Origin of the sequence: Burkholderia sp. AU18528 (assembly GCF_002223215.2) — a bacterium.
Taxonomy (GTDB): Bacteria; Pseudomonadota; Gammaproteobacteria; order Burkholderiales; family Burkholderiaceae; genus Burkholderia; species Burkholderia semiarida.
Genome location: NZ_NKFC02000003.1, coordinates 90,992 through 111,780 on the forward strand (window position 1 = coordinate 90,992; position 20,789 = coordinate 111,780).

The 20,789-nt window shown below is 65.5% G+C and carries 26 protein-coding genes and 1 tRNA gene; 25 read left to right on the forward strand and 2 right to left on the reverse strand.

The annotated features are described in order from the left end of the window. Positions 1-3 precede the first annotated feature (3 nt). The 17 genes from CFB52_RS01945 to tatC all read left to right on the forward strand — a co-directional run bounded on the left by CFB52_RS01945 (position 4) and on the right by tatC (position 11,943). A complete protein-coding gene (locus CFB52_RS01945) occupies positions 4-243 on the forward strand; it encodes a BolA family protein (protein WP_006477131.1) in 240 nt (79 codons plus the stop codon). A 14-nt stretch (positions 244-257) separates the two neighbouring features. Next, complete coding sequence (murA, locus tag CFB52_RS01950) at positions 258-1,607, forward strand: UDP-N-acetylglucosamine 1-carboxyvinyltransferase (protein ID WP_059640178.1); 1,350 nt, start codon at positions 258-260, stop codon at positions 1,605-1,607. Next, complete coding sequence (gene hisG, locus CFB52_RS01955) at positions 1,604-2,257, forward strand: ATP phosphoribosyltransferase (protein ID WP_034209773.1); 654 nt, start codon at positions 1,604-1,606, stop codon at positions 2,255-2,257. The genes murA and hisG overlap by 4 nt, the downstream gene beginning before the upstream one ends. A gap of 24 nt (positions 2,258-2,281) precedes the next feature. Next, positions 2,282-3,598: a histidinol dehydrogenase gene (gene hisD, locus CFB52_RS01960; RefSeq protein ID WP_059577262.1), complete on the forward strand. Its 1,317-nt coding sequence runs from the start codon at positions 2,282-2,284 to the stop codon at positions 3,596-3,598. 140 nt (positions 3,599-3,738) lie between these two features. Beyond that, positions 3,739-4,812 carry a histidinol-phosphate transaminase gene (hisC, locus tag CFB52_RS01965; protein WP_059577259.1) on the forward strand — a complete coding sequence of 358 codons (1,074 nt, stop codon included), beginning with the start codon at positions 3,739-3,741 and terminating at the stop codon, positions 4,810-4,812. A gap of 65 nt (positions 4,813-4,877) precedes the next feature. Next, a complete protein-coding gene (hisB, locus tag CFB52_RS01970) occupies positions 4,878-5,465 on the forward strand; it encodes an imidazoleglycerol-phosphate dehydratase HisB (protein WP_006477126.1) in 588 nt (195 codons plus the stop codon). A gap of 61 nt (positions 5,466-5,526) precedes the next feature. Beyond that, positions 5,527-6,147 (forward strand): MarC family protein, encoded by a 621-nt coding sequence (locus CFB52_RS01975; RefSeq protein ID WP_059577253.1) that lies wholly within the window; start codon positions 5,527-5,529, stop codon positions 6,145-6,147. Then, positions 6,144-6,785, forward strand: coding sequence for an imidazole glycerol phosphate synthase subunit HisH (gene hisH / locus CFB52_RS01980; protein WP_059577249.1), 642 nt, complete (start codon positions 6,144-6,146; stop codon positions 6,783-6,785). The genes CFB52_RS01975 and hisH overlap by 4 nt, the downstream gene beginning before the upstream one ends. 164 nt (positions 6,786-6,949) lie before the next feature. Next, on the forward strand, positions 6,950-7,705 hold the full coding sequence (gene hisA / locus CFB52_RS01985; RefSeq protein WP_059577248.1) for a 1-(5-phosphoribosyl)-5-[(5-phosphoribosylamino)methylideneamino]imidazole-4-carboxamide isomerase: 756 nt from the start codon (positions 6,950-6,952) through the stop codon (positions 7,703-7,705). A 105-nt stretch (positions 7,706-7,810) separates the two neighbouring features. Beyond that, positions 7,811-8,584: an imidazole glycerol phosphate synthase subunit HisF gene (gene hisF, locus CFB52_RS01990; protein WP_039366643.1), complete on the forward strand. Its 774-nt coding sequence runs from the start codon at positions 7,811-7,813 to the stop codon at positions 8,582-8,584. Continuing rightward, a complete protein-coding gene (gene hisI, locus CFB52_RS01995; RefSeq protein WP_060009416.1) occupies positions 8,584-9,000 on the forward strand; it encodes a phosphoribosyl-AMP cyclohydrolase in 417 nt (138 codons plus the stop codon). Before hisF ends, hisI begins: the two co-directional genes overlap by 1 nt. After that, entirely contained in the window at positions 8,997-9,362 is a 366-nt protein-coding gene (locus tag CFB52_RS02000) for a phosphoribosyl-ATP diphosphatase (RefSeq protein ID WP_027783358.1), read from the forward strand. Before hisI ends, CFB52_RS02000 begins: the two co-directional genes overlap by 4 nt. A gap of 70 nt (positions 9,363-9,432) precedes the next feature. After that, a complete protein-coding gene (locus CFB52_RS02005; protein ID WP_059236499.1) occupies positions 9,433-9,825 on the forward strand; it encodes a hypothetical protein in 393 nt (130 codons plus the stop codon). A gap of 31 nt (positions 9,826-9,856) precedes the next feature. Further along, the gene (locus tag CFB52_RS02010; RefSeq protein WP_027783360.1) at positions 9,857-10,222 is read left to right on the forward strand and encodes a histidine triad nucleotide-binding protein; all 366 of its coding nucleotides are present in this window, start codon (positions 9,857-9,859) and stop codon (positions 10,220-10,222) included. Between the two features lie 94 nt (positions 10,223-10,316). Then, on the forward strand, positions 10,317-10,547 hold the full coding sequence (gene tatA / locus CFB52_RS02015) for a Sec-independent protein translocase subunit TatA (RefSeq protein ID WP_006477115.1): 231 nt from the start codon (positions 10,317-10,319) through the stop codon (positions 10,545-10,547). Between the two features lie 26 nt (positions 10,548-10,573). Then, positions 10,574-11,113 carry a Sec-independent protein translocase protein TatB gene (gene tatB, locus CFB52_RS02020; RefSeq protein WP_060009419.1) on the forward strand — a complete coding sequence of 180 codons (540 nt, stop codon included), beginning with the start codon at positions 10,574-10,576 and terminating at the stop codon, positions 11,111-11,113. A 41-nt stretch (positions 11,114-11,154) separates the two neighbouring features. Next, positions 11,155-11,943, forward strand: coding sequence for a twin-arginine translocase subunit TatC (gene tatC / locus CFB52_RS02025; RefSeq protein ID WP_059577240.1), 789 nt, complete (start codon positions 11,155-11,157; stop codon positions 11,941-11,943). A gap of 195 nt (positions 11,944-12,138) precedes the next feature. On the opposite strand, the gene CFB52_RS02030 is transcribed toward tatC, so the two are convergent. Next, entirely contained in the window at positions 12,139-13,344 is a 1,206-nt protein-coding gene (locus tag CFB52_RS02030; protein WP_059577237.1) for a S1C family serine protease, read from the reverse strand. A 21-nt stretch (positions 13,345-13,365) separates the two neighbouring features. Here CFB52_RS02030 and CFB52_RS02035 point away from each other — a divergent pair, with 21 nt between their 5' ends. The 8 genes from CFB52_RS02035 (at position 13,366) to CFB52_RS02070 (ending at position 19,627) form a co-directional block, all read left to right on the forward strand. Further along, a complete protein-coding gene (locus tag CFB52_RS02035; protein ID WP_060009422.1) occupies positions 13,366-14,112 on the forward strand; it encodes a Nif3-like dinuclear metal center hexameric protein in 747 nt (248 codons plus the stop codon). Between the two features lie 218 nt (positions 14,113-14,330). After that, positions 14,331-14,951: a ubiquinol-cytochrome c reductase iron-sulfur subunit gene (gene petA, locus CFB52_RS02040; RefSeq protein ID WP_006491868.1), complete on the forward strand. Its 621-nt coding sequence runs from the start codon at positions 14,331-14,333 to the stop codon at positions 14,949-14,951. After that, positions 14,951-16,333 carry a cytochrome bc complex cytochrome b subunit gene (locus tag CFB52_RS02045; RefSeq protein WP_060009425.1) on the forward strand — a complete coding sequence of 461 codons (1,383 nt, stop codon included), beginning with the start codon at positions 14,951-14,953 and terminating at the stop codon, positions 16,331-16,333. The genes petA and CFB52_RS02045 overlap by 1 nt, the downstream gene beginning before the upstream one ends. 21 nt (positions 16,334-16,354) lie before the next feature. Then, on the forward strand, positions 16,355-17,113 hold the full coding sequence (locus CFB52_RS02050) for a cytochrome c1 (protein WP_060009428.1): 759 nt from the start codon (positions 16,355-16,357) through the stop codon (positions 17,111-17,113). A gap of 94 nt (positions 17,114-17,207) precedes the next feature. Next, entirely contained in the window at positions 17,208-17,819 is a 612-nt protein-coding gene (locus tag CFB52_RS02055; protein ID WP_006400565.1) for a glutathione S-transferase N-terminal domain-containing protein, read from the forward strand. A 70-nt stretch (positions 17,820-17,889) separates the two neighbouring features. Then, positions 17,890-18,411: a ClpXP protease specificity-enhancing factor gene (locus CFB52_RS02060; protein WP_059640166.1), complete on the forward strand. Its 522-nt coding sequence runs from the start codon at positions 17,890-17,892 to the stop codon at positions 18,409-18,411. A gap of 18 nt (positions 18,412-18,429) precedes the next feature. Further along, positions 18,430-18,505, forward strand: a tRNA-Thr gene (locus tag CFB52_RS02065). A gap of 201 nt (positions 18,506-18,706) precedes the next feature. Then, positions 18,707-19,627, forward strand: coding sequence for a hypothetical protein (locus CFB52_RS02070; RefSeq protein ID WP_060009431.1), 921 nt, complete (start codon positions 18,707-18,709; stop codon positions 19,625-19,627). A gap of 278 nt (positions 19,628-19,905) precedes the next feature. Here the strand turns inward: CFB52_RS02070 and CFB52_RS02075 are convergent, their stop codons facing one another. Further along, positions 19,906-20,706 (reverse strand): transporter substrate-binding domain-containing protein, encoded by an 801-nt coding sequence (locus CFB52_RS02075; protein WP_099316009.1) that lies wholly within the window; start codon positions 20,704-20,706, stop codon positions 19,906-19,908. Positions 20,707-20,789: the final 83 nt, after the last annotated feature.

Sequence of the window (20,789 nt, forward strand, 5' to 3'; positions counted from 1 at the left end):
ACCATGTTGCCGACTCCCGAACAGGTCAAGCAATACATCGCCGGCGGTCTCGCCTGCACGCATCTGGAAGTCGAAGGCGACGGCCAGCATTTCTTCGCGACGATCGTGTCGGCGGCCTTCGAAGGCAAGCGGCCGATCCAGCGGCACCAGCTCGTCTATGCGGCGCTCGGCGATCGCATGAAGCAGGAAATTCACGCGCTCAGCATGAAGACGCTGACGCCCGCCGAATGGCAGAACGCATAAACGGAAATCACTGAGTGCAAGTCACCGTCAACGAGCGCGACGCCGTCCAGAGCGTCGCCACGGCACACCCGGCCGCCAACGGGGAATCGCAGGGACAGGGGATGGACAAACTCGCGATCGAAGGCGGCAACCGCCTGTCCGGCGAGATCGTCGTGTCGGGCGCGAAGAACGCCGCGCTGCCGATCCTGTGCGCGGGGCTGCTCAGCGCCGAGCCGGTCGAGCTCGACAACGTGCCGAACCTGAAGGACGTGCGCACGACGCTGAAGGTGCTGAACCAGATGGGCGTGAAGAGCGAGACCGACGGCTGCCGCGTGCAGCTCGACGCGTCGCGCGTCGACAACCTCGTCGCGCCGTACGAGCTCGTGAAGACGATGCGCGCGTCGATCCTCGTGCTCGGGCCGCTGCTCGCGCGCTTCGGCGAGGCGAAGGTGTCGCTGCCGGGCGGCTGCGCGATCGGCGCGCGGCCGGTCGACCAGCACATCAAGGGCCTGCAGGCGATGGGCGCGGAAATCAGCATCGAGCACGGCTTCATCGAAGCGCGCGCGAAGCGCCTGAAGGGCGCGCGCATCGTGACCGACATGATCACGGTGACGGGGACGGAAAACCTGCTGATGGCAGCGACGCTCGCCGACGGCGAGACGGTGATCGAAAACGCCGCGCGCGAGCCGGAAGTGAGCGATCTCGCACACTTGCTGGTCGCGATGGGCGCGAAAATCGACGGCATCGGCACCGACCGCCTCGTGATCCAGGGCGTCGAGCGGCTGCACGGCGCCCGCCACGCGGTGATCCCCGACCGTATCGAGGCCGGCACGTTCCTGTGCGCGGTCGCGGCCGCCGGCGGCGACGTGATGCTGACGGGCGTGCGCCCGCACATCCTCGACGCGGTGATCGACAAGCTGCGCGAAGCCGGCGTGTCGATCGAGGAAGGCGACAGCTGGCTGCGCGTGAAGATGGACCGCCGCCCGCAGGCGGTGACGATCCGCACGTCGGAATACCCGGCGTTCCCGACCGACATGCAGGCGCAGTTCATGGCCCTCAATACGGTCGCGACGGGCACCGCGCAGGTCGTCGAAACCATTTTCGAGAACCGCTTCATGCACGTGCAGGAGCTGAACCGGCTCGGCGCGAACATCACGATCGACGGCAACACGGCGCTCGTGACGGGCGTCGACAAGCTGTCGGGCGCGAACGTGATGGCGACCGACCTGCGTGCATCGGCGAGCCTCGTGATCGCCGGGCTGCGCGCCGACGGCGAAACGCTCGTCGACCGCATCTATCACCTGGACCGCGGCTACGACCGCATGGAAGCCAAACTGACCGCCGTCGGCGCGAACGTGCGCCGCCTTTCCGGGAGCCAAGCATGAGCGCGCCGCTGACCCTCGCCCTGTCGAAGGGCCGGATTTTCGAGGAAACCCTGCCGCTGCTGGCCGCCGCCGGCGTGCAGGTGGCCGAGGATCCGGAAACGTCGCGCAAGCTGATCCTGCCGACGACCGATCCGAACCTGCGCGTGATCATCGTCCGCGCGAGCGACGTGCCGACCTACGTGGAATACGGCGCGGCCGATTTCGGCGTGGCCGGCAAGGACGTGCTGGTCGAGCACGGCGGCTCGGGCCTGTACCAGCCGATCGATCTGAACATTGCGCGCTGCCGGATGTCGGTGGCCGTGCCGGCCGGCTTCGACTACGCGAACGCGGTGCGCCAGGGCGCGCGCCTGCGGGTCGCGACCAAATACGTCGAAACGGCGCGCGAACACTTTGCCGCGAAGGGCGTGCACGTCGACCTGATCAAGCTGTACGGCTCGATGGAGCTCGCGCCGCTGGTCGGCCTGGCCGACGCGATCGTCGACCTCGTCAGCTCGGGCGGCACGCTCAAGGCGAACAATCTGGTCGAGGTCGAGGAGATCATGGCGATCTCGTCGCGCCTCGTCGTGAACCAGGCCGCGCTGAAGTTGAAGCGCGCGGCGCTCAAGCCGATCCTCGACGCGTTCGAACGCGCGTCGCAGAATGGCGGTTGAGCGCATCACCGTAACGGAACTCCCATGTCCATCACCATCCGCAAGCTCGATTCGACGAACGAAGGCTTCGGCGCCGCGCTGCGCGCCGTGCTCGCGTTCGAGGCGAGCGAAGACGAAGCGATCGAGCAATCGGTCGCGAAGATCCTCGCCGACGTGAAGTCGCGCGGCGACGCCGCGGTGCTCGAGTACACGAACCGCTTCGACCGGCTGAGCGCGACGAGCGTCGGCGCGCTCGAACTGCCGCAGGACGCGCTGCAGACGGCGCTCGACGGCCTCGCGCCGAAGGCGCGCGCGGCGCTGGAAGCCGCCGCCGCCCGCGTGCGCGCGTACCACGAGAAGCAGAAGATCGAGTGCGGCACGCATAGCTGGCAGTACACGGAAAGCGACGGCACGGTGCTCGGCCAGAAGGTCACGCCGCTCGACCGCGTCGGCCTGTACGTGCCGGGCGGCAAGGCCGCGTATCCGTCGTCGGTGCTGATGAACGCGATTCCCGCGCGCGTCGCCGGGGTCGGCGAAATCGTGATGGTCGTGCCGACGCCGGACGGCGTGAAGAACGACCTCGTGCTGGCCGCGGCGCTGCTCGGCGGCGTCGATCGCGTGTTCACGATCGGCGGCGCGCAGGCGGTCGGCGCGCTCGCGTACGGCACGCAGACGGTGCCGGCCGTCGACAAGATCTGCGGCCCCGGCAACGCGTACGTCGCGTCGGCGAAGCGCCGCGTGTTCGGCACGGTCGGCATCGACATGATCGCCGGGCCGTCGGAAATCCTCGTGCTGTGCGACGGGACGACCGATCCGAACTGGGTCGCGATGGACCTGTTCTCGCAGGCCGAGCACGACGAACTCGCGCAATCGATCCTGCTGTGCCCGGACGGCGCGTTCCTCGAGCGCGTCGAGAAGGCGATCGACGAGCTGCTGCCGACCATGCCGCGCCAGGACGTGATCCGTGCGTCGCTCGAAGGCCGCGGCGCGCTGATCAAGGTGCGCGACATGGCCGAGGCGTGCCGGATCGCGAACGACATCGCGCCGGAACACCTCGAAATCTCGGCGCTGGAGCCGCAGCAATGGGGCCAGCAGATCCGCCACGCGGGCGCGATCTTCCTCGGCCGCTACACGAGCGAGAGCCTCGGCGACTACTGCGCGGGCCCGAACCACGTGCTGCCGACGTCGCGCACCGCGCGCTTCTCGTCGCCGCTCGGCGTGTACGACTTCATCAAGCGTTCGAGCCTGATCGAGGTCAGCGCGGAAGGCGCGCAGACGCTCGGCGAGATCGCGTCCGAGCTCGCGTACGGCGAAGGGCTGCAGGCGCACGCGAGGAGCGCCGAGTTCCGGATGAAGGGCTGAGCGCGCAGGGTGCGCGGGGCCGGGCAGGCGCCGATGCGCCGCGCCGGCCGCCCCGGATCGGGGCAGGGGACCAGTGCAGGGCGGCAGCCGCCGCCTTGCCGACCATTTGACGCCGGCGCGATGCACGCCGGCTTGAAACCATGACGACGCCACAAGACATCATCCGCCGCGACGTGCTCGCGATGACCAGCTATCCGGTGCCGGACGCGAGCGGGTTCGTGAAGCTCGACGCGATGGAGAACCCGTATCCGCTGCCCGAACCGCTCGCCGCGGCGCTCGGCGAGCGGCTCGCGCAGGTCGCGCTGAACCGCTATCCGGCGCCGCGCCCGGCCGCGCTGCTCGACAAGCTGCGCCATGCGATGGGCGTGCCGGCCGGCTGCGACGTGCTGCTCGGCAACGGCTCCGACGAAATCATCAGCATGATCTCGGTCGCGTGCGCGAAGCCGGGTGCGAAGGTGCTCGCACCGGTGCCGGGCTTCGTGATGTACGAACTGTCGGCGAAGTTCGCGCAGCTCGAATTCGTCGGCGTGCCGCTGAAGGCCGACCTGACGCTCGACGCCGACGCGCTGCTCGCGGCGATCGCCGAGCACCGGCCGGCGATCGTCTATCTCGCGTATCCGAACAACCCGACCGGCACGCTGTACGACGATGCCGACGTCGAACGGATCGTCGCGGCCGCGCGGCACAGCCTGATCGTGATCGACGAGGCGTACCAGCCGTTCGCCGAGCGCTCGTGGCTGCCGCGCGCCGCCGAGTTCGACAACGTCGTCGTGATGCGCACGGTGTCGAAGCTCGGCCTCGCGGGCATCCGCCTCGGCTATCTCGTCGGGTCGCCCGCGTGGCTGAACGAATTCGACAAGGTGCGGCCGCCGTACAACATCAACGTGCTGACCCAGGCGACCGCCGATTTCCTGCTCGACCACCTCGACGTGCTCGACGCGCAGGCGGCCGAATTGCGCGCGGAACGCGCGCGCCTCGCGCAGGCGGTGGCCGCGCTGCCGGGCGCGACGGTGTTCCCGAGCGCCGGCAATTTCCTGCTGGTGCGCGTGCCGGACGCGGCTGCCGTGTTCGATGCGCTGCTCACCGAGCGGGTGCTGGTCAAAAACGTGAGTAAAATGCATCCGTTACTGGCCGAATGCGTGCGGCTGACCGTCGGTTCTCCCGACGAAAACGCTCGCCTCCTGGCCGCCTTGAAACTCGCGCTGCCCGGTTGAGCCCAGGGCGCGGCGGCGCGCGACGATCAATCCCCATTTACATCAGACTCAATCAAGGAATTGCCATGCGTGTGGCGGAAGTCGTTCGCAATACCAGCGAAACGCAGATCCGTGTGAAGCTCGATCTCGACGGCACCGGCCAGCAGAAGCTGGCCACCGGTGTGCCGTTTCTCGACCATATGCTCGACCAGATCGCGCGACACGGTCTGGTCGATCTCGAGGTCGAAGCGCACGGCGACACGCATATCGACGATCACCACACGGTCGAGGATGTCGGCATCACGCTCGGTCAGGCCGTCGCGAAGGCGATCGGCGACCGCAAGGGCATCCGCCGCTACGGCCACTCGTACGTGCCGCTCGACGAGGCGCTGTCGCGCGTCGTGATCGACTTCTCCGGCCGGCCGGGCCTCGAATTCCACGTGCCGTTCACGCGCGCGCGGATCGGCACGTTCGACGTCGACCTGTCGATCGAATTCTTCCGCGGGTTCGTGAACCACGCGGGCGTCACGCTGCACATCGACAACCTGCGCGGGATCAACGCGCACCATCAGCTCGAGACGGTGTTCAAGGCCTTCGGCCGCGCGCTGCGCGCGGCGGTGGAGCTCGACGAGCGCGCGGCGGGGCAGATTCCGTCGACCAAAGGCAGCCTCTGAACCTCCGGACGGACGACGCCAAGGACAACCTCACGGCTTCGGCGCGGCGCGCCGGCTTGCGATGGATCTGCTCAAATCGTTCATTTCGCTGCTCGCGCTGATCAATCCGGTCGGCGCGGTGCCGTTCTTCCTGAGCCTGACGGCGCAGCAGACGGACGGCGAGCGGCGGCGCACGATCCGGATCGCATCGGTGTCGGTGTTCTGCGTGATGACGGTGACCGCGCTGCTCGGGCAGCAGATCATCAACTTCTTCGGCATTTCGGTCGGGTCGCTCGAGGTGGGCGGCGGGATCATCATGCTGCTGATGGCGATCAACATGCTGAACGCGCAGATCGGCAACACGCGATCCACGCCGGAGGAGCGCCACGAAGCCGAGCTGAAGGACAACATCGCGGTCGTGCCGCTGGCGATTCCGCTGCTCACGGGCCCCGGCTCGATCAGCACGGTGATCATCTATGCGGCGAACGCGCATCACTGGTATGAGCGGGCCGGGCTGGTCGCGATCGGCGCGGTCCTGGCTGTTCTGTGTTTCGTCGCGATGCGGCTCGCCGAGCCGATCGCGAACTGGATCGGCCGCACCGGCATCAACATCGCCACGCGGCTGATGGGTCTGATGCTGTCGGCGCTGGCGGTGGAATTCATCGTCGATGGACTGAGGGCGCTACTGCCTGCACTGAGATGAAAACTTCGATTGCGATTGTGGATTATGGGATGGGCAACCTGCGCTCGGTCGCGCAGGCGCTCAAGAAGGCCGAACCGGCCGCCGACGTGGCGATCGTCGACACGCCGGCCGCGATTCGCGCGGCCGACCGCGTCGTGCTGCCCGGCCAGGGCGCGATGCCCGACTGCATGCGTTGCCTCGGCGAATCGGGGCTGCAGGAAGCGGTGATCGACGCATCGCGCACGAAGCCGCTGCTCGGCGTGTGCGTCGGCGAGCAGATGCTGTTCGACTGGAGCGCGGAAGGCGACACGAAGGGCCTGGGCCTGTTGCCCGGCAAGGTCGTGCGTTTCGAGCTGGACGGCCGGCTGCAGGACGACGGCTCGCGCTTCAAGGTGCCGCAGATGGGCTGGAACCGCGTGCGCCAGGCGCAGCCGCACCCGCTGTGGGACGGCGTGCCCGACGACGCGTATTTCTACTTCGTGCACAGCTACTACGTGACGCCGGACAACCCGGCGCACACGGTAGGCGAAACGGCTTACGGTGCGCCGTTTACGTCCGCGGTCGCGCGGGACAACCTCTTCGCGACCCAATTCCACCCGGAGAAAAGCGCGGAGGTCGGGTTGCGTCTGTATCGCAACTTCGTGCACTGGAAACCGTAAAACGTGGTGCGCGAGCCACAGTCGACCTGGCCGAACGGCCTGTCGCACGTGGCACGCGCGCTTAAGCGCCGAAAGAGTTGTACTAAACTAGCGAGACGGCGCGGCACCGGTTTGGCCGGTACGCGCCGGATTCTTTTCATTTTCCACGACGACACCCGATTGCTATGTTGCTGATTCCGGCCATCGATCTCAAAGACGGTCAGTGTGTGCGCCTGAAACAGGGCGATATGGACCAGGCCACGATTTTCTCCGAGGACCCGGCGGCGATGGCCCGCAAGTGGGTCGACCTCGGCGCACGGCGGCTCCATCTCGTCGACCTGAACGGCGCATTCGCCGGCAAGCCGAAGAATCTCGACGCGATCGAAGCGATCCTCGACGAAGTCGGCGACGAAATCCCCGTACAGCTCGGCGGCGGCATCCGCAGCCTCGAGACGATCGAGAAGTATCTCGACGCCGGCCTGTCCTACGTGATCATCGGCACCGCGGCCGTGAAGAATCCGGGCTTCCTGCAGGACGCGTGCACCGCGTTCTCCGGCAACATCATCGTCGGGCTGGACGCGAAGGACGGCAAGGTCGCGACCGACGGCTGGAGCAAGCTGACGGGCCACGAGGTGATCGATCTCGCGAAGAAGTTCGAGGACTACGGCGTCGAATCGATCGTCTACACGGACATCGGCCGCGACGGGATGCTGCAGGGCATCAACATCGACGCGACCGTGAAGCTCGCGCAGGCGGTCGGCATCCCGGTGATCGCGAGCGGCGGCCTGTCGAACCTCACGGACATCGAGAGCCTGTGCGAAGTGGAAGAGCACGGCGTCGAAGGCGTGATCTGCGGCCGGGCGATCTACTCCGGCGATCTCGATTTCGCGGCCGCGCAAAAGCGCGCGGACGAACTGAACGGCGAACTCGACAACGCGTAACCGCGGTCGTCCCGTTCGCCGGGGCTGCCCGCGGGCAGCCCCGCCGGAAGCCTCGCGCGAGGCTTCCGTAACCGGCCGTCCCAGCGCGGCATTTGGCCCAACATCATGGCTCTAGCTAAACGCATCATCCCCTGCCTGGACGTGACCGCCGGGCGTGTCGTCAAGGGCGTCAACTTCGTCGAGCTGCGCGACGCCGGCGACCCCGTCGAAATCGCCCGCCGCTACGACGACCAGGGTGCCGACGAACTCACCTTCCTCGACATCACCGCGACCTCCGACCAGCGCGACCTGATCCTGCCGATCATCGAAGCCGTCGCGTCGCAGGTATTCATTCCGCTGACCGTCGGCGGCGGCGTGCGCGCCGTCGAGGACGTGCGGCGCCTGCTGAACGCGGGCGCGGACAAGGTCAGCATGAACTCGTCGGCGGTCGCGAATCCGCAGCTCGTGCGCGACGCGGCCGACAAGTACGGCTCGCAGTGCATCGTCGTCGCGATCGACGCGAAGCGCGTATCGGCCGACGGCGAGACGCCGCGCTGGGAAGTGTTCACGCACGGCGGCCGCAAGAACACGGGCCTCGACGCGATCGAATGGGCGCGCAAGATGGCCGAGCTCGGCGCGGGCGAGATCCTGCTCACGAGCATGGACCGCGACGGCACGAAGTCGGGCTTCGACCTCGCGCTCACGCGCGGCGTGTCGGACGCGGTGCCGGTGCCGGTGATCGCATCGGGCGGCGTCGGCTGCCTGCAGGATCTCGCGGACGGCATCAAGGACGGCCGCGCCGACGCGGTGCTGGCCGCGAGCATCTTCCACTACGGCGAGCACACGGTCGGCGAGGCGAAGCGCTTCATGGCCGATCAGGGCATCCCGGTGAGGCTGTGATGAATACCGAAACGAAATCCCTGCCCGCGTGGCTCGACAAGGTCCGCTGGGACGACAACGGCCTCGTGCCGGTGATCGCGCAGGAAGCGTCGACGAACGACGTGCTGATGTTCGCGTGGATGAACCGCGAGGCGCTCGCGAAGACGGTCGAGACCCGGCGCGCGGTCTACTATTCGCGTTCGCGCAAGCGCCTGTGGTTCAAGGGCGAGGAGTCGGGCCACGTGCAGCACGTGCACGAGGTGCGGCTCGACTGCGACGAGGACGTCGTGCTGCTGAAGGTCGAGCAGGTGTCGGGCATCGCGTGCCACACCGGCCGGCATTCGTGCTTCTTCCAGAAATTCGAAGGTACGGTGGACAGCGGCGAGTGGGTCGCGGTCGAGCCGGTGCTGAAAGACCCCGAACACATCTACAAATGACGCAATCGACCGAAGACACGCTGCTGCGCCTCGCGGCCGTGATCGATAGCCGCAAGGGCGGCGATCCCGATCAATCGTACGTGTCGCGCCTGTTCCACAAGGGCGACGACGCGGTGCTGAAGAAAATCGGCGAAGAGGCGACGGAAGTCGTGCTCGCCGCGAAGGACGTGCGCCAGGGCGGCGCGCCGGGCGCGCTCGTCGGCGAGGTGGCCGACCTGTGGTTCCACTGCCTCGTGATGCTGTCGCATTTCGACCTGAGCCCGGCCGACGTGATCGCCGAGCTCGAGCGCCGCGAAGGCTTGTCGGGTATCGAGGAAAAAGCGCTGCGCAAGCGTCGCGAGCGCGAGGAAAACGGCGGGTGACGGGCAGGCCCCGCCGCGGTGGCAACAGTGCGGTAAGCTGTAAGAATTGTCATCCAACGGGGGTAGCATCATGAACGATACGTCGAACCAGTTTCCGACGCCGGCGGTGCCGGGCGCAGCGGATGCCGAACGCCTGAACGGGCTGCGCACGCTCACGCACGTGCTCTACGGCCTCTATGCATTTCACTGGCTGACGGGCGGCGTGACGGGCATCATTGCGATCATCATCAACTACGTGAAGCGCGGCGATGTGGCCGGTACGCCGTACGCCGATCACTTCGAGTGGCAGATCCGCACGTTCTGGCGCGCGCTGATCGCCTACGTGATCGGGTTCGCGCTGGCCTTCGTGGTGATCGGATTCGCGGTGATGTTTGTCACATGGATCTGGACGCTGTACCGTATCATCAAGGGTTGGCTGTACCTGAACGACAACAAGACGCTCGATCCGCAGGCGTGGTTCTGACCGGCCGCGGGCGGGCGTTTGCAGGAGCAACATGAGTCACGATCCGAATTGCCTGTTCTGCAAGATCGCGGCAGGCGAGATCCCGAGCACGAAGGTGCACGAGGACGACGAATTCGTCGCGTTCCGCGACATCCGCCCGGCGGCCGACACGCACGTGCTCGTGATTCCGCGCCGGCACCTGCCGACGCTGTCGGCGGCAGGTGAGGCCGATGCGCCGATGCTCGGCCGGCTGATGCTGCTCGTCGCGCGTCTGGCCGACCAGCTCGGCGTCGCGTATACGGGCGGCGAAACGGGTTTTCGCACGGTGATCAACACGGGCCCGGGCGGCGGGCAGGAGGTCTACCACCTGCACGCGCATATCCTGGCCGGCCCGCGCCCGTGGCAGCGAATGGGTTGACGACGCGGGGCGTTTCCCCGCATCCGATAGTCGAAGCCGGCGCGTTGCCGGCGATTTGCGCCGCATGGCGGCGTGGTTGAGGAGAGGTTTCATCATGGGTGGATTGAGCATTTGGCACTGGCTGATCGTGCTGCTGATCGTCGCGCTGGTTTTCGGGACGAAGAAGCTGCGCAACATCGGCAACGACCTCGGCAGCGCCGTCAAGGGTTTCAAGGACGGCATGAAGGAAGGCGAAACGCCGGCGGATGCGCAGCAGCTGCCGCGTTCGGGCGCGGTCGACGTCAACGCGAAGGAAACGACGCGTTCCGATTCGAACAAGGCGTAACGCCGGCACGCTGACAGGCATTCTCGATGCTGGATCTCGGTCTTTCGAAGATGGCGCTGATCGGCGTCGTCGCGCTCGTGGTGCTCGGCCCCGAGCGCCTGCCGCGCGTCGCGCGTACGGCAGGCGCGCTGTTCGGCCGCGCGCAGCGGTACATCAACGACGTGAAGGCCGAGGTCTCGCGCGAAATCGAACTCGACGCGCTGCGGACGATGAAGACCGATTTCGAATCGGCCGCGCGCAACGTCGAGACGACGATTCACGACAACCTGCGCGAGCACGAGAAGGAACTGAACGACACGTGGCATTCCGCGGTCGGCGGTCTTGACGGGGCGTCCGGCGACGCCGGTTCCGTCGGTTCCGCGGGTTCCGACACGCCCGCGGCGCCGTCGTGGCGAGGCAGTTCGACCGCGCTTGCGCCGAAGCGTCGCAACTGGCGCGTCAAGCAGGCGGCGACACCTGTCTGGTACAAGCGCGCGACCACCCGCCGCACGCACGTGCAGTCGGGCGCCGCGCGTGTCGCGCGCCACCAGCCGGCCAGCCTGCGCCGGCCGACGCGCTTCTTCTGAGTCGAGCGCATGCTCGCTCGTCAATCCTACCGAGGGCCGGTGTGAGCGACCCCCAGCAGAACCCGGGCGACGCCCCGGAAGAAACCTTCATTTCCCATCTCGTCGAGCTTCGCGATCGCATCATTCGCGCGGGGCTGGCCGTGATCGTCGTGTTCGTCGGGCTCGTCTACTGGGCGCCGGACATCTTCAAGCTGCTCGCGCGGCCGCTGATGGACAACCTGCCGAAAGACGGCAAGATGATCGTCACCGACGTCACCGGCTCGTTCTTCGTGCCGATGAAGGTCACGATGCTCGTCGCGCTCGTGATCGCGCTGCCGATCGTGCTGTACCAGATCTGGGCGTTCGTCGCGCCCGGGCTGTACCAGCACGAGAAGAAGCTCGTCGCGCCGCTCGTCGGCAGCAGCTACTTCCTGTTCCTGTGCGGGATGGCGTTCGCGTACTTCCTCGTGTTTCCGACGATCTTCCGCGTGATGGCGCACTACAACGCGCCGCTCGGGGCCGAGATGACGACCGACATCGACAACTACCTGAGCTTCGTGCTGGGGATGTTCATCGCTTTCGGGGTCACGTTCGAGGTGCCGATCGTCGTCGTGCTGCTCGTCCGGATGGGCGTGCTGTCCCTGAAGAAGCTGAAGGAGATGCGGCCGTACGTGATCGTCGGCGCATTCGTGGTCGCGGCGGTCGTCACGCCGCCGGACGTGTTCTCGCAACTGATGCTCGCGCTGCCGCTGATCGTGCTGTTCGAGATCGGGCTGCTGGCCGCGCGGTTCTTCGTACCGAAGAAGCCGGTGGAAGAGGGCGAGGCAGGCAACGGCGAAGCCGCGAGTTGACCGCGCCGCCGCGTGGCGCTGCGGCCAGGTCGGCGTGGGCCCGGTACCGCGGTTGGCCGCCGGCCGGTGCGTGGCATAGCCATCTTCCCGGTACCAGGCATCGTTTGAAGCAAGGTAAAAGGGCAGCCGGCCGGCTGCCCTTTTTCAATTCCGCATCGCGTCATGACCGGCAGGCGGCGTGCCGCCCGCCGACCGTCATTCGCTGTCGCTGTCCTGCTCGTCGAGTGCCTGTTTCGGCGGCGGCGGGCGCTTGCCGATCACGACGTTCACGTCGAACTGCTTGCCCTTGCGCACGACGTGCACCTTGGTGGGCGTGCCCGGCTTGATCTGCGCGACGACGTTCAGCAGCTTCGTCGTGTCGGTGATGTCCTCGCCGTTGACGCTCACCAGGATGTCGCCCGGCCGGATGCCGGCCTTGTCGGCCGGGCCGCCCTGCAGCACGCCCGCGACGATCGCGCCCGATTTCTGCTGGAGCCCGAACGACTCGGCGATTTCCGGCGTGACGTCCTGCGGCTCGACGCCGATCCAGCCGCGCGTGACCGAGCCCGTGGTGATGATGCTTTCGAGCACCGTGCGCGCGGTCGAGACCGGAATCGCGAAACCGATGCCGAGCGAGCCGCCGGAGCGCGAGTAGATCGCCGTGTTGATGCCGAGCAGGTTGCCGTTCACGTCGACCAGCGCGCCGCCGGAGTTGCCGGGGTTGATCGGCGCGTCGGTCTGGATGAAGTTCTCGAACGTGTTGATGCCGAGGTGGTTGCGGCCGAGCGCGCTGATGATGCCCATCGTGACCGTCTGGCCGACCCCGAACGGGTTGCCGATCGCGAGCACGACGTCGCCGACGCGCGACTGGTCGGAGCGCCCGAGCGTGATCGTCGGCAGGTTCGTCATGTTGATCTTCAGCACCGCGAGGTCGGTTTCGGGATCGCTGCCGATCACCTTCGCGGTGGCCGTGCGGCCGTCGGCGAGCGCGACTTCGATCTGGTCGGCGCCGTCCACGACGTGCTGGTTCGTTAGAATGTAACCTTCAGGGCTCACGATGACGCCCGAGCCGAGGTTGGCGGCCGGCTCGTCCTGCTGCTTGCGGGCGTTGCGGTCGCCGAAGAAGTAACGGAACAGCGGATCCTTCGCGCGCGGGTCGGGCGGCAGCGAGCCGTCCTTGCTGGAGAACACGTTGACGACGGCCGGCATCGCCTTCTGCGCGGCTTCGGCATACGACGTGGTTGCCGGTGCGCCGCCGATGCCCGGCGCGACTTCGCGCAGCGCGACGATCGGCGTGGCGAGCTGCTTGCCGAGCTGTCCTTGCCGTTGCAGCCATTGCGGCTTGAGCGTCACGACGATGAACATCAGCGCGAGCAGTACGGTCACCGCCTGCGCGAAGAACAGCCAGAAGCGTCTAAGCATCTGAATGGATTAGAGGTTTATATGGATCGGATCGAACTCGAATTGTACTTGAACAATACCCTTGAAACCGCGCGCTTCAAGGACTATTGCCCGAACGGCCTGCAGGTCGAGGGGCGCCGCAAGATCGAGAAGATCGCCACCGGCGTGACGGCGTCGGTCGCGCTCCTCGAAGCCGCGCTCGAATGGGGCGCGGATGCCGTGCTCGTCCATCACGGCTATTTCTGGCGCAACGAGGCGCCGCAGATCACCGGCCGCAAGTATCGGCGCCTGAAACTGCTGCTCGCGAACGACCTGAACCTGTTCGCGTTTCACCTGCCGCTCGACGCGCACCCCGAATTCGGCAACAACGCGCAGCTCGGCGAGAAGCTCGGGCTGATCGGCGAGCAGCGTTTCGGCGAAGGCGATCTCGGCTGGATGGCGACGCTGCCGATGCCCGTCACGCTCGAGCACTTCGTCGCGAAGGTCGAGCACACGCTCGGCCGCACGCCGCTCGTGCTCGGCGATCCGGACACGCAGGTGCGCCGCATCGCGTGGTGCACGGGCGCCGCGCAGAGCTATTTCGATGCGGCGATCGACGCCGGGGCGGACGTGTTCCTGACCGGCGAGGTATCCGAGTCGACCACGCACGCGGCGGCGGAAAGCGGTGTCGCGTTCGTTGCGGCGGGGCACCATGCGACCGAACGCTACGGAATTCAGGCGCTGGGGCGCCACTTGTCCGAGGAATTCGATCTCGAACACCTTTTTATCGATATTCATAATCCGGTCTGAGCGCCGGATTTGCGGCGGTGCATCGAAATTCCGCAATGTAGCATTCGCTTAAAAGAGAAATGATTTAATTGCTCCGATAGTGGGGGATAACCCTTAACTATCAAACACTTCGAAGGGATTTTCATCTCCGGGCCTTGTAAATGACGACTCCATTCGAGCAAACTAGCGGCGGAATGGAAAGTCGTGACGGAAAATCCAACTCAGAAGTGGGGCGTGTGATGCGAGACAAGGAAGAGAAACGCGTCGACAGCGGCCGCCGTACCTGGCTGATTGCGACATCCGTAGCAGGTGGCGTAGGAGGCGTCGCCACCGTCATACCTTTCGCGGCGTCGCTTGCGCCGTCCGCGAAAGCAAAAGCAGCCGGTGCGCCGGTCGAGGTCGACATCAGCGGTCTGAAGCCGGGCGAAATGGTCACCGTGCCGTGGCGCGGCAAACCCGTCTGGATCCTGAATCGCACCGATTCGATGCTGGCCGACGTCGTCAAGGCCGACAAGGAAGTGGCCGATCCGGCCACGAAATCCCCGTATTCGATGCCGTTGCCCGCGTATTGCGCGAACGAATATCGGTCGCGGGCCGATCGCAAGAACATTCTCGTCGTGATGGCCGTGTGTACGCACCTCGGCTGCACGCCTAGCCAACGCTTCACGCCGGGTCCGCAGCCGAACCTGCCGGACGACTGGCCGGGCGGTTTCCTGTGCCCGTGCCATGGTTCGACCTACGACCTCGCCGGCCGCGTGTTCAAGAACAAGCCGGCGCCTCAGAATCTCGACATCCCGCCCTACATGTTCACGTCGGCGACGACCCTCGTGATCGGCAAGGACGAGAAAGGAGAAGCGTGATGGCCGCCGACAACAACGAAGTCTCCACGACAGGTTTCACCGGCTGGATCGACCAGCGCTTCCCGTTCACGTCCACCTGGAAGAAGCACGTATCCGAGTACTACGCGCCGAAGAACTTCAACTTCTGGTACTTCTTCGGCTCCCTCGCGCTGCTCGTGCTCGTCAACCAGATCGTCACCGGCATCTTCCTGACGATGAACTACAAGCCCGACTCGATGCTCGCGTTCGCGTCGGTCGAGTACATCATGCGCGAGGTGCCGTGGGGCTGGCTGATCCGCTACATGCACTCGACCGGTGCATCGATGTTCTTCGTGGTCGTGTACCTGCACATGTTCCGCGGGCTGCTGTACGGCTCGTACCGCAAGCCGCGCGAGCTCGTCTGGATCTTCGGCTGCGCGATCTTCCTGTGCCTGATGGCCGAGGCGTTCTTCGGCTACCTGCTGCCGTGGGGCCAGATGTCGTTCTGGGGCGCGCAGGTGATCGTGAACCTGTTCTCGGCGATTCCGTTCGTCGGCCCGGACCTGTCGCTGTGGATTCGCGGCGACTACGTCGTGTCCGACGTCACGCTGAACCGCTTCTTCGCGTTCCACGTGATCGCGATTCCGCTCGTGCTGGTCGGCCTCGTGATCGCGCACCTCGTGGCGCTGCACGAAGTCGGGTCGAACAACCCGGACGGCATCGAGATCAAGGCGAAGAAGGACGAGAACGGCATCCCGCTCGACGGCATCCCGTTCCACCCGTACTACTCGGTGCACGATTTCCTCGGCGTGTGCGTGTTCCTGATGGTGTTCGCGCTGATCGTGTTCTTTTCGCCGGAGATGGGCGGCTACTTCCTCGAGGCGAACAACTTCGTCCCGGCGAACCCGCTGCAGACGCCGCCGGAGATCGCGCCGGTCTGGTACTTCACCGCGTTCTACGCGATGCTGCGCGCGACCACCGACCCGTTCAAGATCGTGCTGATGATCGTGATCGCGCTGCTCGGCGTGCTCGCGCTGGTCCGCGCGCGCGGCAAGTGGAAGGTCGGGCTGCCGGTGCTGGCCGCCGCGATCGTCGTGTTCATGTACCTGACGGAGTCGAAGTTCTGGGGCGTCGTCGTGATGGGCGCGGCGGTGATCACGCTGTTCTTCCTGCCGTGGCTCGACCGCAGCCCGGTGAAGTCGATCCGCTACCGGCCGCTGTTCCACAAGGTGTTCCTCGGGATCTTCGTCGCGGCGTTCCTGACCCTCGCGTTTCTCGGCACGCGGCCGCCATCGCCGGCGGCGACGCTGATCGCGCAGGCCTGTGCGCTGATCTATTTCGCGTTCTTCCTCGGCATGCCCGTCTGGACGCCGCTTGGCACGTTCAAGCAGCCGCCGGAACGGGTGCGCTTCAAGCCCCATTAACGTGAGCGAGGAGAGAACGACATGAAGAAACTGCTTTCGACACTCGCGCTGATCGGGGCGACCGCGTGTGCGCTGCTGGCGGCGCCGGCCGTGCGGGCGGAGGGTAATTTTCCGCTCGACCGGGCGCCCGATAACACGGAAAATCTCGTTTCGCTTCAGCACGGCGCGCAATTGTTTGTAAACTATTGCCTGAACTGCCACAGCGCGAACCTGATGCGCTACAACCGTCTGACGGATCTGGGCATATCCCAGAAGGAGATCGAAAAGAATCTCCTGTTCACGACCGACAAGGTCGGGAACACGATGTCCGTCGCGATGCGGCCCGACGACGCGAAGAACTGGCTCGGCACCACGCCGCCCGACCTGTCGGTCGAGGAGCGTGCGCGCGGCCGCGACTGGCTGTACACGTATCTGCGCAGCTTCTACCGCGACGATACGCGGCCGACCGGCTGGAACAACGCGGTGTTCGAGAACGTTGGCATGCCCCATGTGTTGTGGCAGTTGCAGGGGCAGCGCGTAGCCAAATTCGAAGACAAGACGGACGAGGAGACGGGCGAGAAGGCCCACGTGCTCGTCGGCTTCCAGCAGGTCACGCCGGGCACGCTGTCGTCGCCCGACTACGATGCTGCGGTGGCCGACCTGGTGGCCTATATGACATGGATGTCCGAGCCGGCCCAGCAGACCCGCAAGCGCCTTGGCGTGTGGGTGCTGATCTTTCTCGGTGTCCTGACTTTCCTGGCCTGGCGGCTGAATGCCGCGTACTGGAAAGATATCAAGTAAACACGCCTGACCGGCGTGGGGCCGGCGCAAGGCGGAACCCGTGAAAGGGGTTGCGCCGCGTGCCGGCCCTCGGCTTTTTTGAGGAAACGCAAATATGATGGTTCTGTATTCCGGCACAACTTGCCCGTTCTCCCAGCGTTGCCGGCTGGTGCTGTTCGAGAAGGGCATGGACTTCGAAATCCGCGACGTCGACCTGTTCAACAAGCCGGAAGACATTTCGGTGATGAACCCGTACGGTCAGGTGCCGATCCTCGTCGAGCGCGACCTGATCCTGTACGAATCGAACATCATCAACGAGTACATCGACGAGCGCTTCCCGCATCCGCAACTGATGCCGGCCGACCCGGTGCAGCGCGCCCGCGCGCGCCTGTTCCTGCTCAACTTCGAGAAGGAACTGTTCGTCCACGTCAGCACGCTCGAGAACGAGAAGGGCAAGGCGGCGGAGAAGAACCACGAGAAGGCACGCCTCGCGATCCGCGATCGCCTGACGCAGCTCGCGCCGATCTTCGTGAAGAACAAGTACATGCTCGGCGAAGAGTTCTCGATGCTCGACGTCGCGATCGCGCCGCTGCTGTGGCGCCTGGATCACTACGGCATCGAGCTGTCGAAGAACGCCGCGCCGCTGATGAAGTACGCCGAACGGATCTTCAGCCGTCCGGCCTACATCGAAGCACTGACGCCGTCCGAAAAGGTCATGCGTCGCTAATGTTGCAATGAAGGCATGACGGAGCGGTGGCGCGGCGTGCCGCGCGTCCGCTCCGGGTTCGAGGATTGTGATGCAAGAGATTTCAACGAAGCCTTATCTGCTGCGCGCGTTGTACGAGTGGTGCACCGATAACGGTTACACGCCGCATATCGCGGTGAGGGTCGACAACTCGACGCGCGTGCCGCGTCAGTTCGTGCGTGACGGCGAGATCGTGCTCAACATCAGCTTCGAGGCGACGAGCCAGTTGCAGATGGGCAACGAGTGGATCGAGTTCACGGCCCGGTTCTCCGGGAAGGCGCACAAGATCGAGATTCCGGTGGCCAACGTGCTCGCGATCTATGCGCGCGAGAACGGGCAGGGCATGGCGTTCCAGGTCGATGCGGTCGCGGGCGAAGGCGAGGATTCGGGCGCGTTCGACGATGACGCCGCGTCGGCCGATGATGCGCCGCGTGACGAGTCCGTATCGCCGTTGGCGCCCGTCGCCGACAGCGGCGCGAACGAGGAACCGTCCGAAGGCGCCGACGAACCGCCGAAAACCGACGGCGACGGCTCGAAAGGCGGCAGCAGACCTCGCCTCAAGATCGTGAAATGAGGTAGAATCTCGCGCTACGCCGGCTTAGCTCATCTGGTAGAGCAGTTGATTTGTAATCATCAGGTGGCGGGTTCGAGTCCTGCAGCCGGCACCAATAAGATCAAGGGGTTACGTGACTCTCGCGTAACCCCTTGTGCTTTTGTGGCGTCAAAAAGTACAGTTTCGGTACAGCGGCGGGCGGATGCAGACGGATGGTTCGTCATGATCGCCGCAGGCAATCGAACTGGAAAAACAACCTGTGACGACGAGCACTTCCGAAAGCACGCCGTTTCCGCGCCCGAGCCTTGGCTCACGCATGTGGGCCTACCTTACTGAACACGTATTCGAGGGCGTTGCGCTAGTTTTCTCGGTGACCGCTGCACTCAGTTACGCAGTCGGTCGTTCTCATCTGGATGGCTGGGCCGAGATGGCTGGCGTGCCCGGCATGATGTTTCGGCCCGACCTATACGACACGATTCTCGCGGGCGTTCAGCTTCAGAGCGTCTGGCGCACAGCGGCGTTCGTCGTTGTGCTTTCCACCTTGTACCTTTGGGCAAACGTCGTGGTCCCGGAGTGGTGGGCTGGCCGGTTACCGAACGTGAAGCGCCGTCGCCGGTGGCAAGACGGATGCGACCAGTTGGCGCTGCGCCGGCGCTTCGCATATGCGGCGCGCGCTGCGAGCAAAGGGGTCCCGCCCGAGCAGCGCACGGCAGTTGTTGAGCGCATGAGGTGGAAAGTCATCGGCCGCCGTGGTTTGCGTCGTATGGCGCGAAAGACAAGCTCCAGTGGGGCGGCCAAGCGGGTGCGGCCTATCACGCTAACGCTGATACTCACGGTCTCTGTCACGCTCTTCGCAACGGGCATCTATCTCCTGTTGCAACTCGTGCTGCTTAGCCCGGCGAAGGCGGACGGTGCGCGAGCATTCGTCAAGACGTATGCGGCCGTTACGGGGCACATTCCCTACCAGTACATTCCTGCGAAGGTTGCTAGCACAACGTTGAAAACGTGGGCATGCGAAGGCCGCTCGATGCTGTCGCAATATCGATCGGTGGCGCTAGCCGATCCCGACGTTTCGGGGTCGACAAGGGAACCGTTCTATCTCTTGCAGGGCTTTGGTAGCACCTTCGTATTGCTCGGTGAGAAAGGGTCCGTGATCCGATCATTCGGCGATGCGCCATTTAGCTTGCCTGAGTCTCCTTCGCGCCCTTTGTCCGATTTGGCCAAAGCCTGCAAATAGGGGCGATATGGCGACAGTCGTCAAGACTCCATCTGAGACGTCGTTGGCCGTCGTCATTAGCAAATTTGGCTGACCTACCACCTCGAAGACTTTTCGAACGAAGCGCGATGCGGAGGACTGAGGTGGCGACGCGCCCGGCGCTGACGCCGATCGGCCAGATGCTGCTTGCCCGCTTCGACGACGCGGCCTGACGGAAAAGGCAAAGGGGAAGGCTGCAACCGCGCGTCACGCCTTCGCCGCAGCGAAAAACGTGACGCATTGAACGCGCGGCGAACCGCTTACTGCGCGACCGGCACCGTCACGTCGCTGCCGAACCAGTGCATCGAGATCTTCTTCAGCGTGCCGTCCTTGCGCAGCGAATCGAGCGCGTCGTTGATCGCCTTCTCGAACTTCGGATTGCCCTTGCGGAACGGGATCGCCATCTCCTGCTTGCCGCCGTTCAGCACCGCACCCGAGCGCAGCGGCAGGTTCGACGTCTTGATCATGTACGGCAGCATCAACCGGTCGTCGAGCGTCGCCTCGATCCGCCCCGCAGCGAGGTCGCGCAGTTTCTCCGGCGCGCCCGGATACGTCTGTACCTCGATGCCCGGCACGCTGCGCGCCATCTGGTCGTAGTTGGTGCCGAGCGTCACGCCGAGCTTCTTGCCCTTGAAATCGTCGAGCGACTTGAAGTTGCGCGTATCGTCCTTGCGCTGGATCAGCTGCGCGGCCGAGTACGTGTACGGCTCGCTGAAGTCGAGCGCTTCCTTGCGCTGCGGCGTGATCGTGACCTGGTTGACGATCACGTCGAACTTGCCGGCCTGCAGGCCCGCGATGATGCCGCTCCATTCGGTCGGAATGAATTGCGTCTTCACGCCGAGCTTGCCGGCGACCGCGTTCGCGACGTCGACGTCGAAACCCTCGAGCTGGCCGGACGTGCCGCGCGAGTTGAACGGCGGATACGTGCCTTCGAGGCCGACGCGCAGCACGCCGGCTTTCTTCACGGAATCGAGCAGGTCTTCCGCATGCGCGGCGACGGCCGTGAAGCCGAGGGCCGACGCGAGCAGCAGGCCCGACAGCAGGAACTTCGAACGTTTCATCGCGGATCTCCAGTGGTCAGTAGGGTGTTGTGGTGAGCGACGGGCACCGGGCGCTGGCTGGCCTCGATGGGCCGCAATACGGG

Excerpts from the sequence above, each read along its gene's own strand:
- CFB52_RS01945 (WP_006477131.1), top strand. The coding sequence starts at position 4 with ATGTTGCCGACTCCCGAACAGGTCAAGCAATACATCGCCGGCGGTCTC.
- CFB52_RS02060 (WP_059640166.1), top strand. The coding sequence starts at position 17,890 with ATGCAAGAGATTTCAACGAAGCCTTATCTGCTGCGCGCGTTGTACGAG.
- tatA (WP_006477115.1), top strand. The coding sequence starts at position 10,317 with ATGGGTGGATTGAGCATTTGGCACTGGCTGATCGTGCTGCTGATCGTC.
- CFB52_RS02035 (WP_060009422.1), top strand. The coding sequence starts at position 13,366 with ATGGATCGGATCGAACTCGAATTGTACTTGAACAATACCCTTGAAACC.
- hisC (WP_059577259.1), top strand. The coding sequence starts at position 3,739 with ATGACGACGCCACAAGACATCATCCGCCGCGACGTGCTCGCGATGACC.
- petA (WP_006491868.1), top strand. The coding sequence starts at position 14,331 with ATGCGAGACAAGGAAGAGAAACGCGTCGACAGCGGCCGCCGTACCTGG.
- CFB52_RS02070 (WP_060009431.1), top strand. The coding sequence starts at position 18,707 with ATGTGGGCCTACCTTACTGAACACGTATTCGAGGGCGTTGCGCTAGTT.
- hisD (WP_059577262.1), top strand. The coding sequence starts at position 2,282 with ATGTCCATCACCATCCGCAAGCTCGATTCGACGAACGAAGGCTTCGGC.
- CFB52_RS02055 (WP_006400565.1), top strand. The coding sequence starts at position 17,208 with ATGATGGTTCTGTATTCCGGCACAACTTGCCCGTTCTCCCAGCGTTGC.
- hisG (WP_034209773.1), top strand. The coding sequence starts at position 1,604 with ATGAGCGCGCCGCTGACCCTCGCCCTGTCGAAGGGCCGGATTTTCGAG.
- CFB52_RS01975 (WP_059577253.1), top strand. The coding sequence starts at position 5,527 with ATGGATCTGCTCAAATCGTTCATTTCGCTGCTCGCGCTGATCAATCCG.
- hisF (WP_039366643.1), top strand. The coding sequence starts at position 7,811 with ATGGCTCTAGCTAAACGCATCATCCCCTGCCTGGACGTGACCGCCGGG.
- CFB52_RS02030 (WP_059577237.1), bottom strand. The coding sequence starts at position 13,344 with ATGCTTAGACGCTTCTGGCTGTTCTTCGCGCAGGCGGTGACCGTACTG.
- CFB52_RS02000 (WP_027783358.1), top strand. The coding sequence starts at position 8,997 with ATGACGCAATCGACCGAAGACACGCTGCTGCGCCTCGCGGCCGTGATC.
- hisH (WP_059577249.1), top strand. The coding sequence starts at position 6,144 with ATGAAAACTTCGATTGCGATTGTGGATTATGGGATGGGCAACCTGCGC.
- hisB (WP_006477126.1), top strand. The coding sequence starts at position 4,878 with ATGCGTGTGGCGGAAGTCGTTCGCAATACCAGCGAAACGCAGATCCGT.
- CFB52_RS02005 (WP_059236499.1), top strand. The coding sequence starts at position 9,433 with ATGAACGATACGTCGAACCAGTTTCCGACGCCGGCGGTGCCGGGCGCA.
- CFB52_RS02050 (WP_060009428.1), top strand. The coding sequence starts at position 16,355 with ATGAAGAAACTGCTTTCGACACTCGCGCTGATCGGGGCGACCGCGTGT.
- CFB52_RS02010 (WP_027783360.1), top strand. The coding sequence starts at position 9,857 with ATGAGTCACGATCCGAATTGCCTGTTCTGCAAGATCGCGGCAGGCGAG.
- CFB52_RS02045 (WP_060009425.1), top strand. The coding sequence starts at position 14,951 with ATGGCCGCCGACAACAACGAAGTCTCCACGACAGGTTTCACCGGCTGG.
- hisA (WP_059577248.1), top strand. The coding sequence starts at position 6,950 with ATGTTGCTGATTCCGGCCATCGATCTCAAAGACGGTCAGTGTGTGCGC.
- CFB52_RS02075 (WP_099316009.1), bottom strand. The coding sequence starts at position 20,706 with ATGAAACGTTCGAAGTTCCTGCTGTCGGGCCTGCTGCTCGCGTCGGCC.
- hisI (WP_060009416.1), top strand. The coding sequence starts at position 8,584 with ATGAATACCGAAACGAAATCCCTGCCCGCGTGGCTCGACAAGGTCCGC.
- tatB (WP_060009419.1), top strand. The coding sequence starts at position 10,574 with ATGCTGGATCTCGGTCTTTCGAAGATGGCGCTGATCGGCGTCGTCGCG.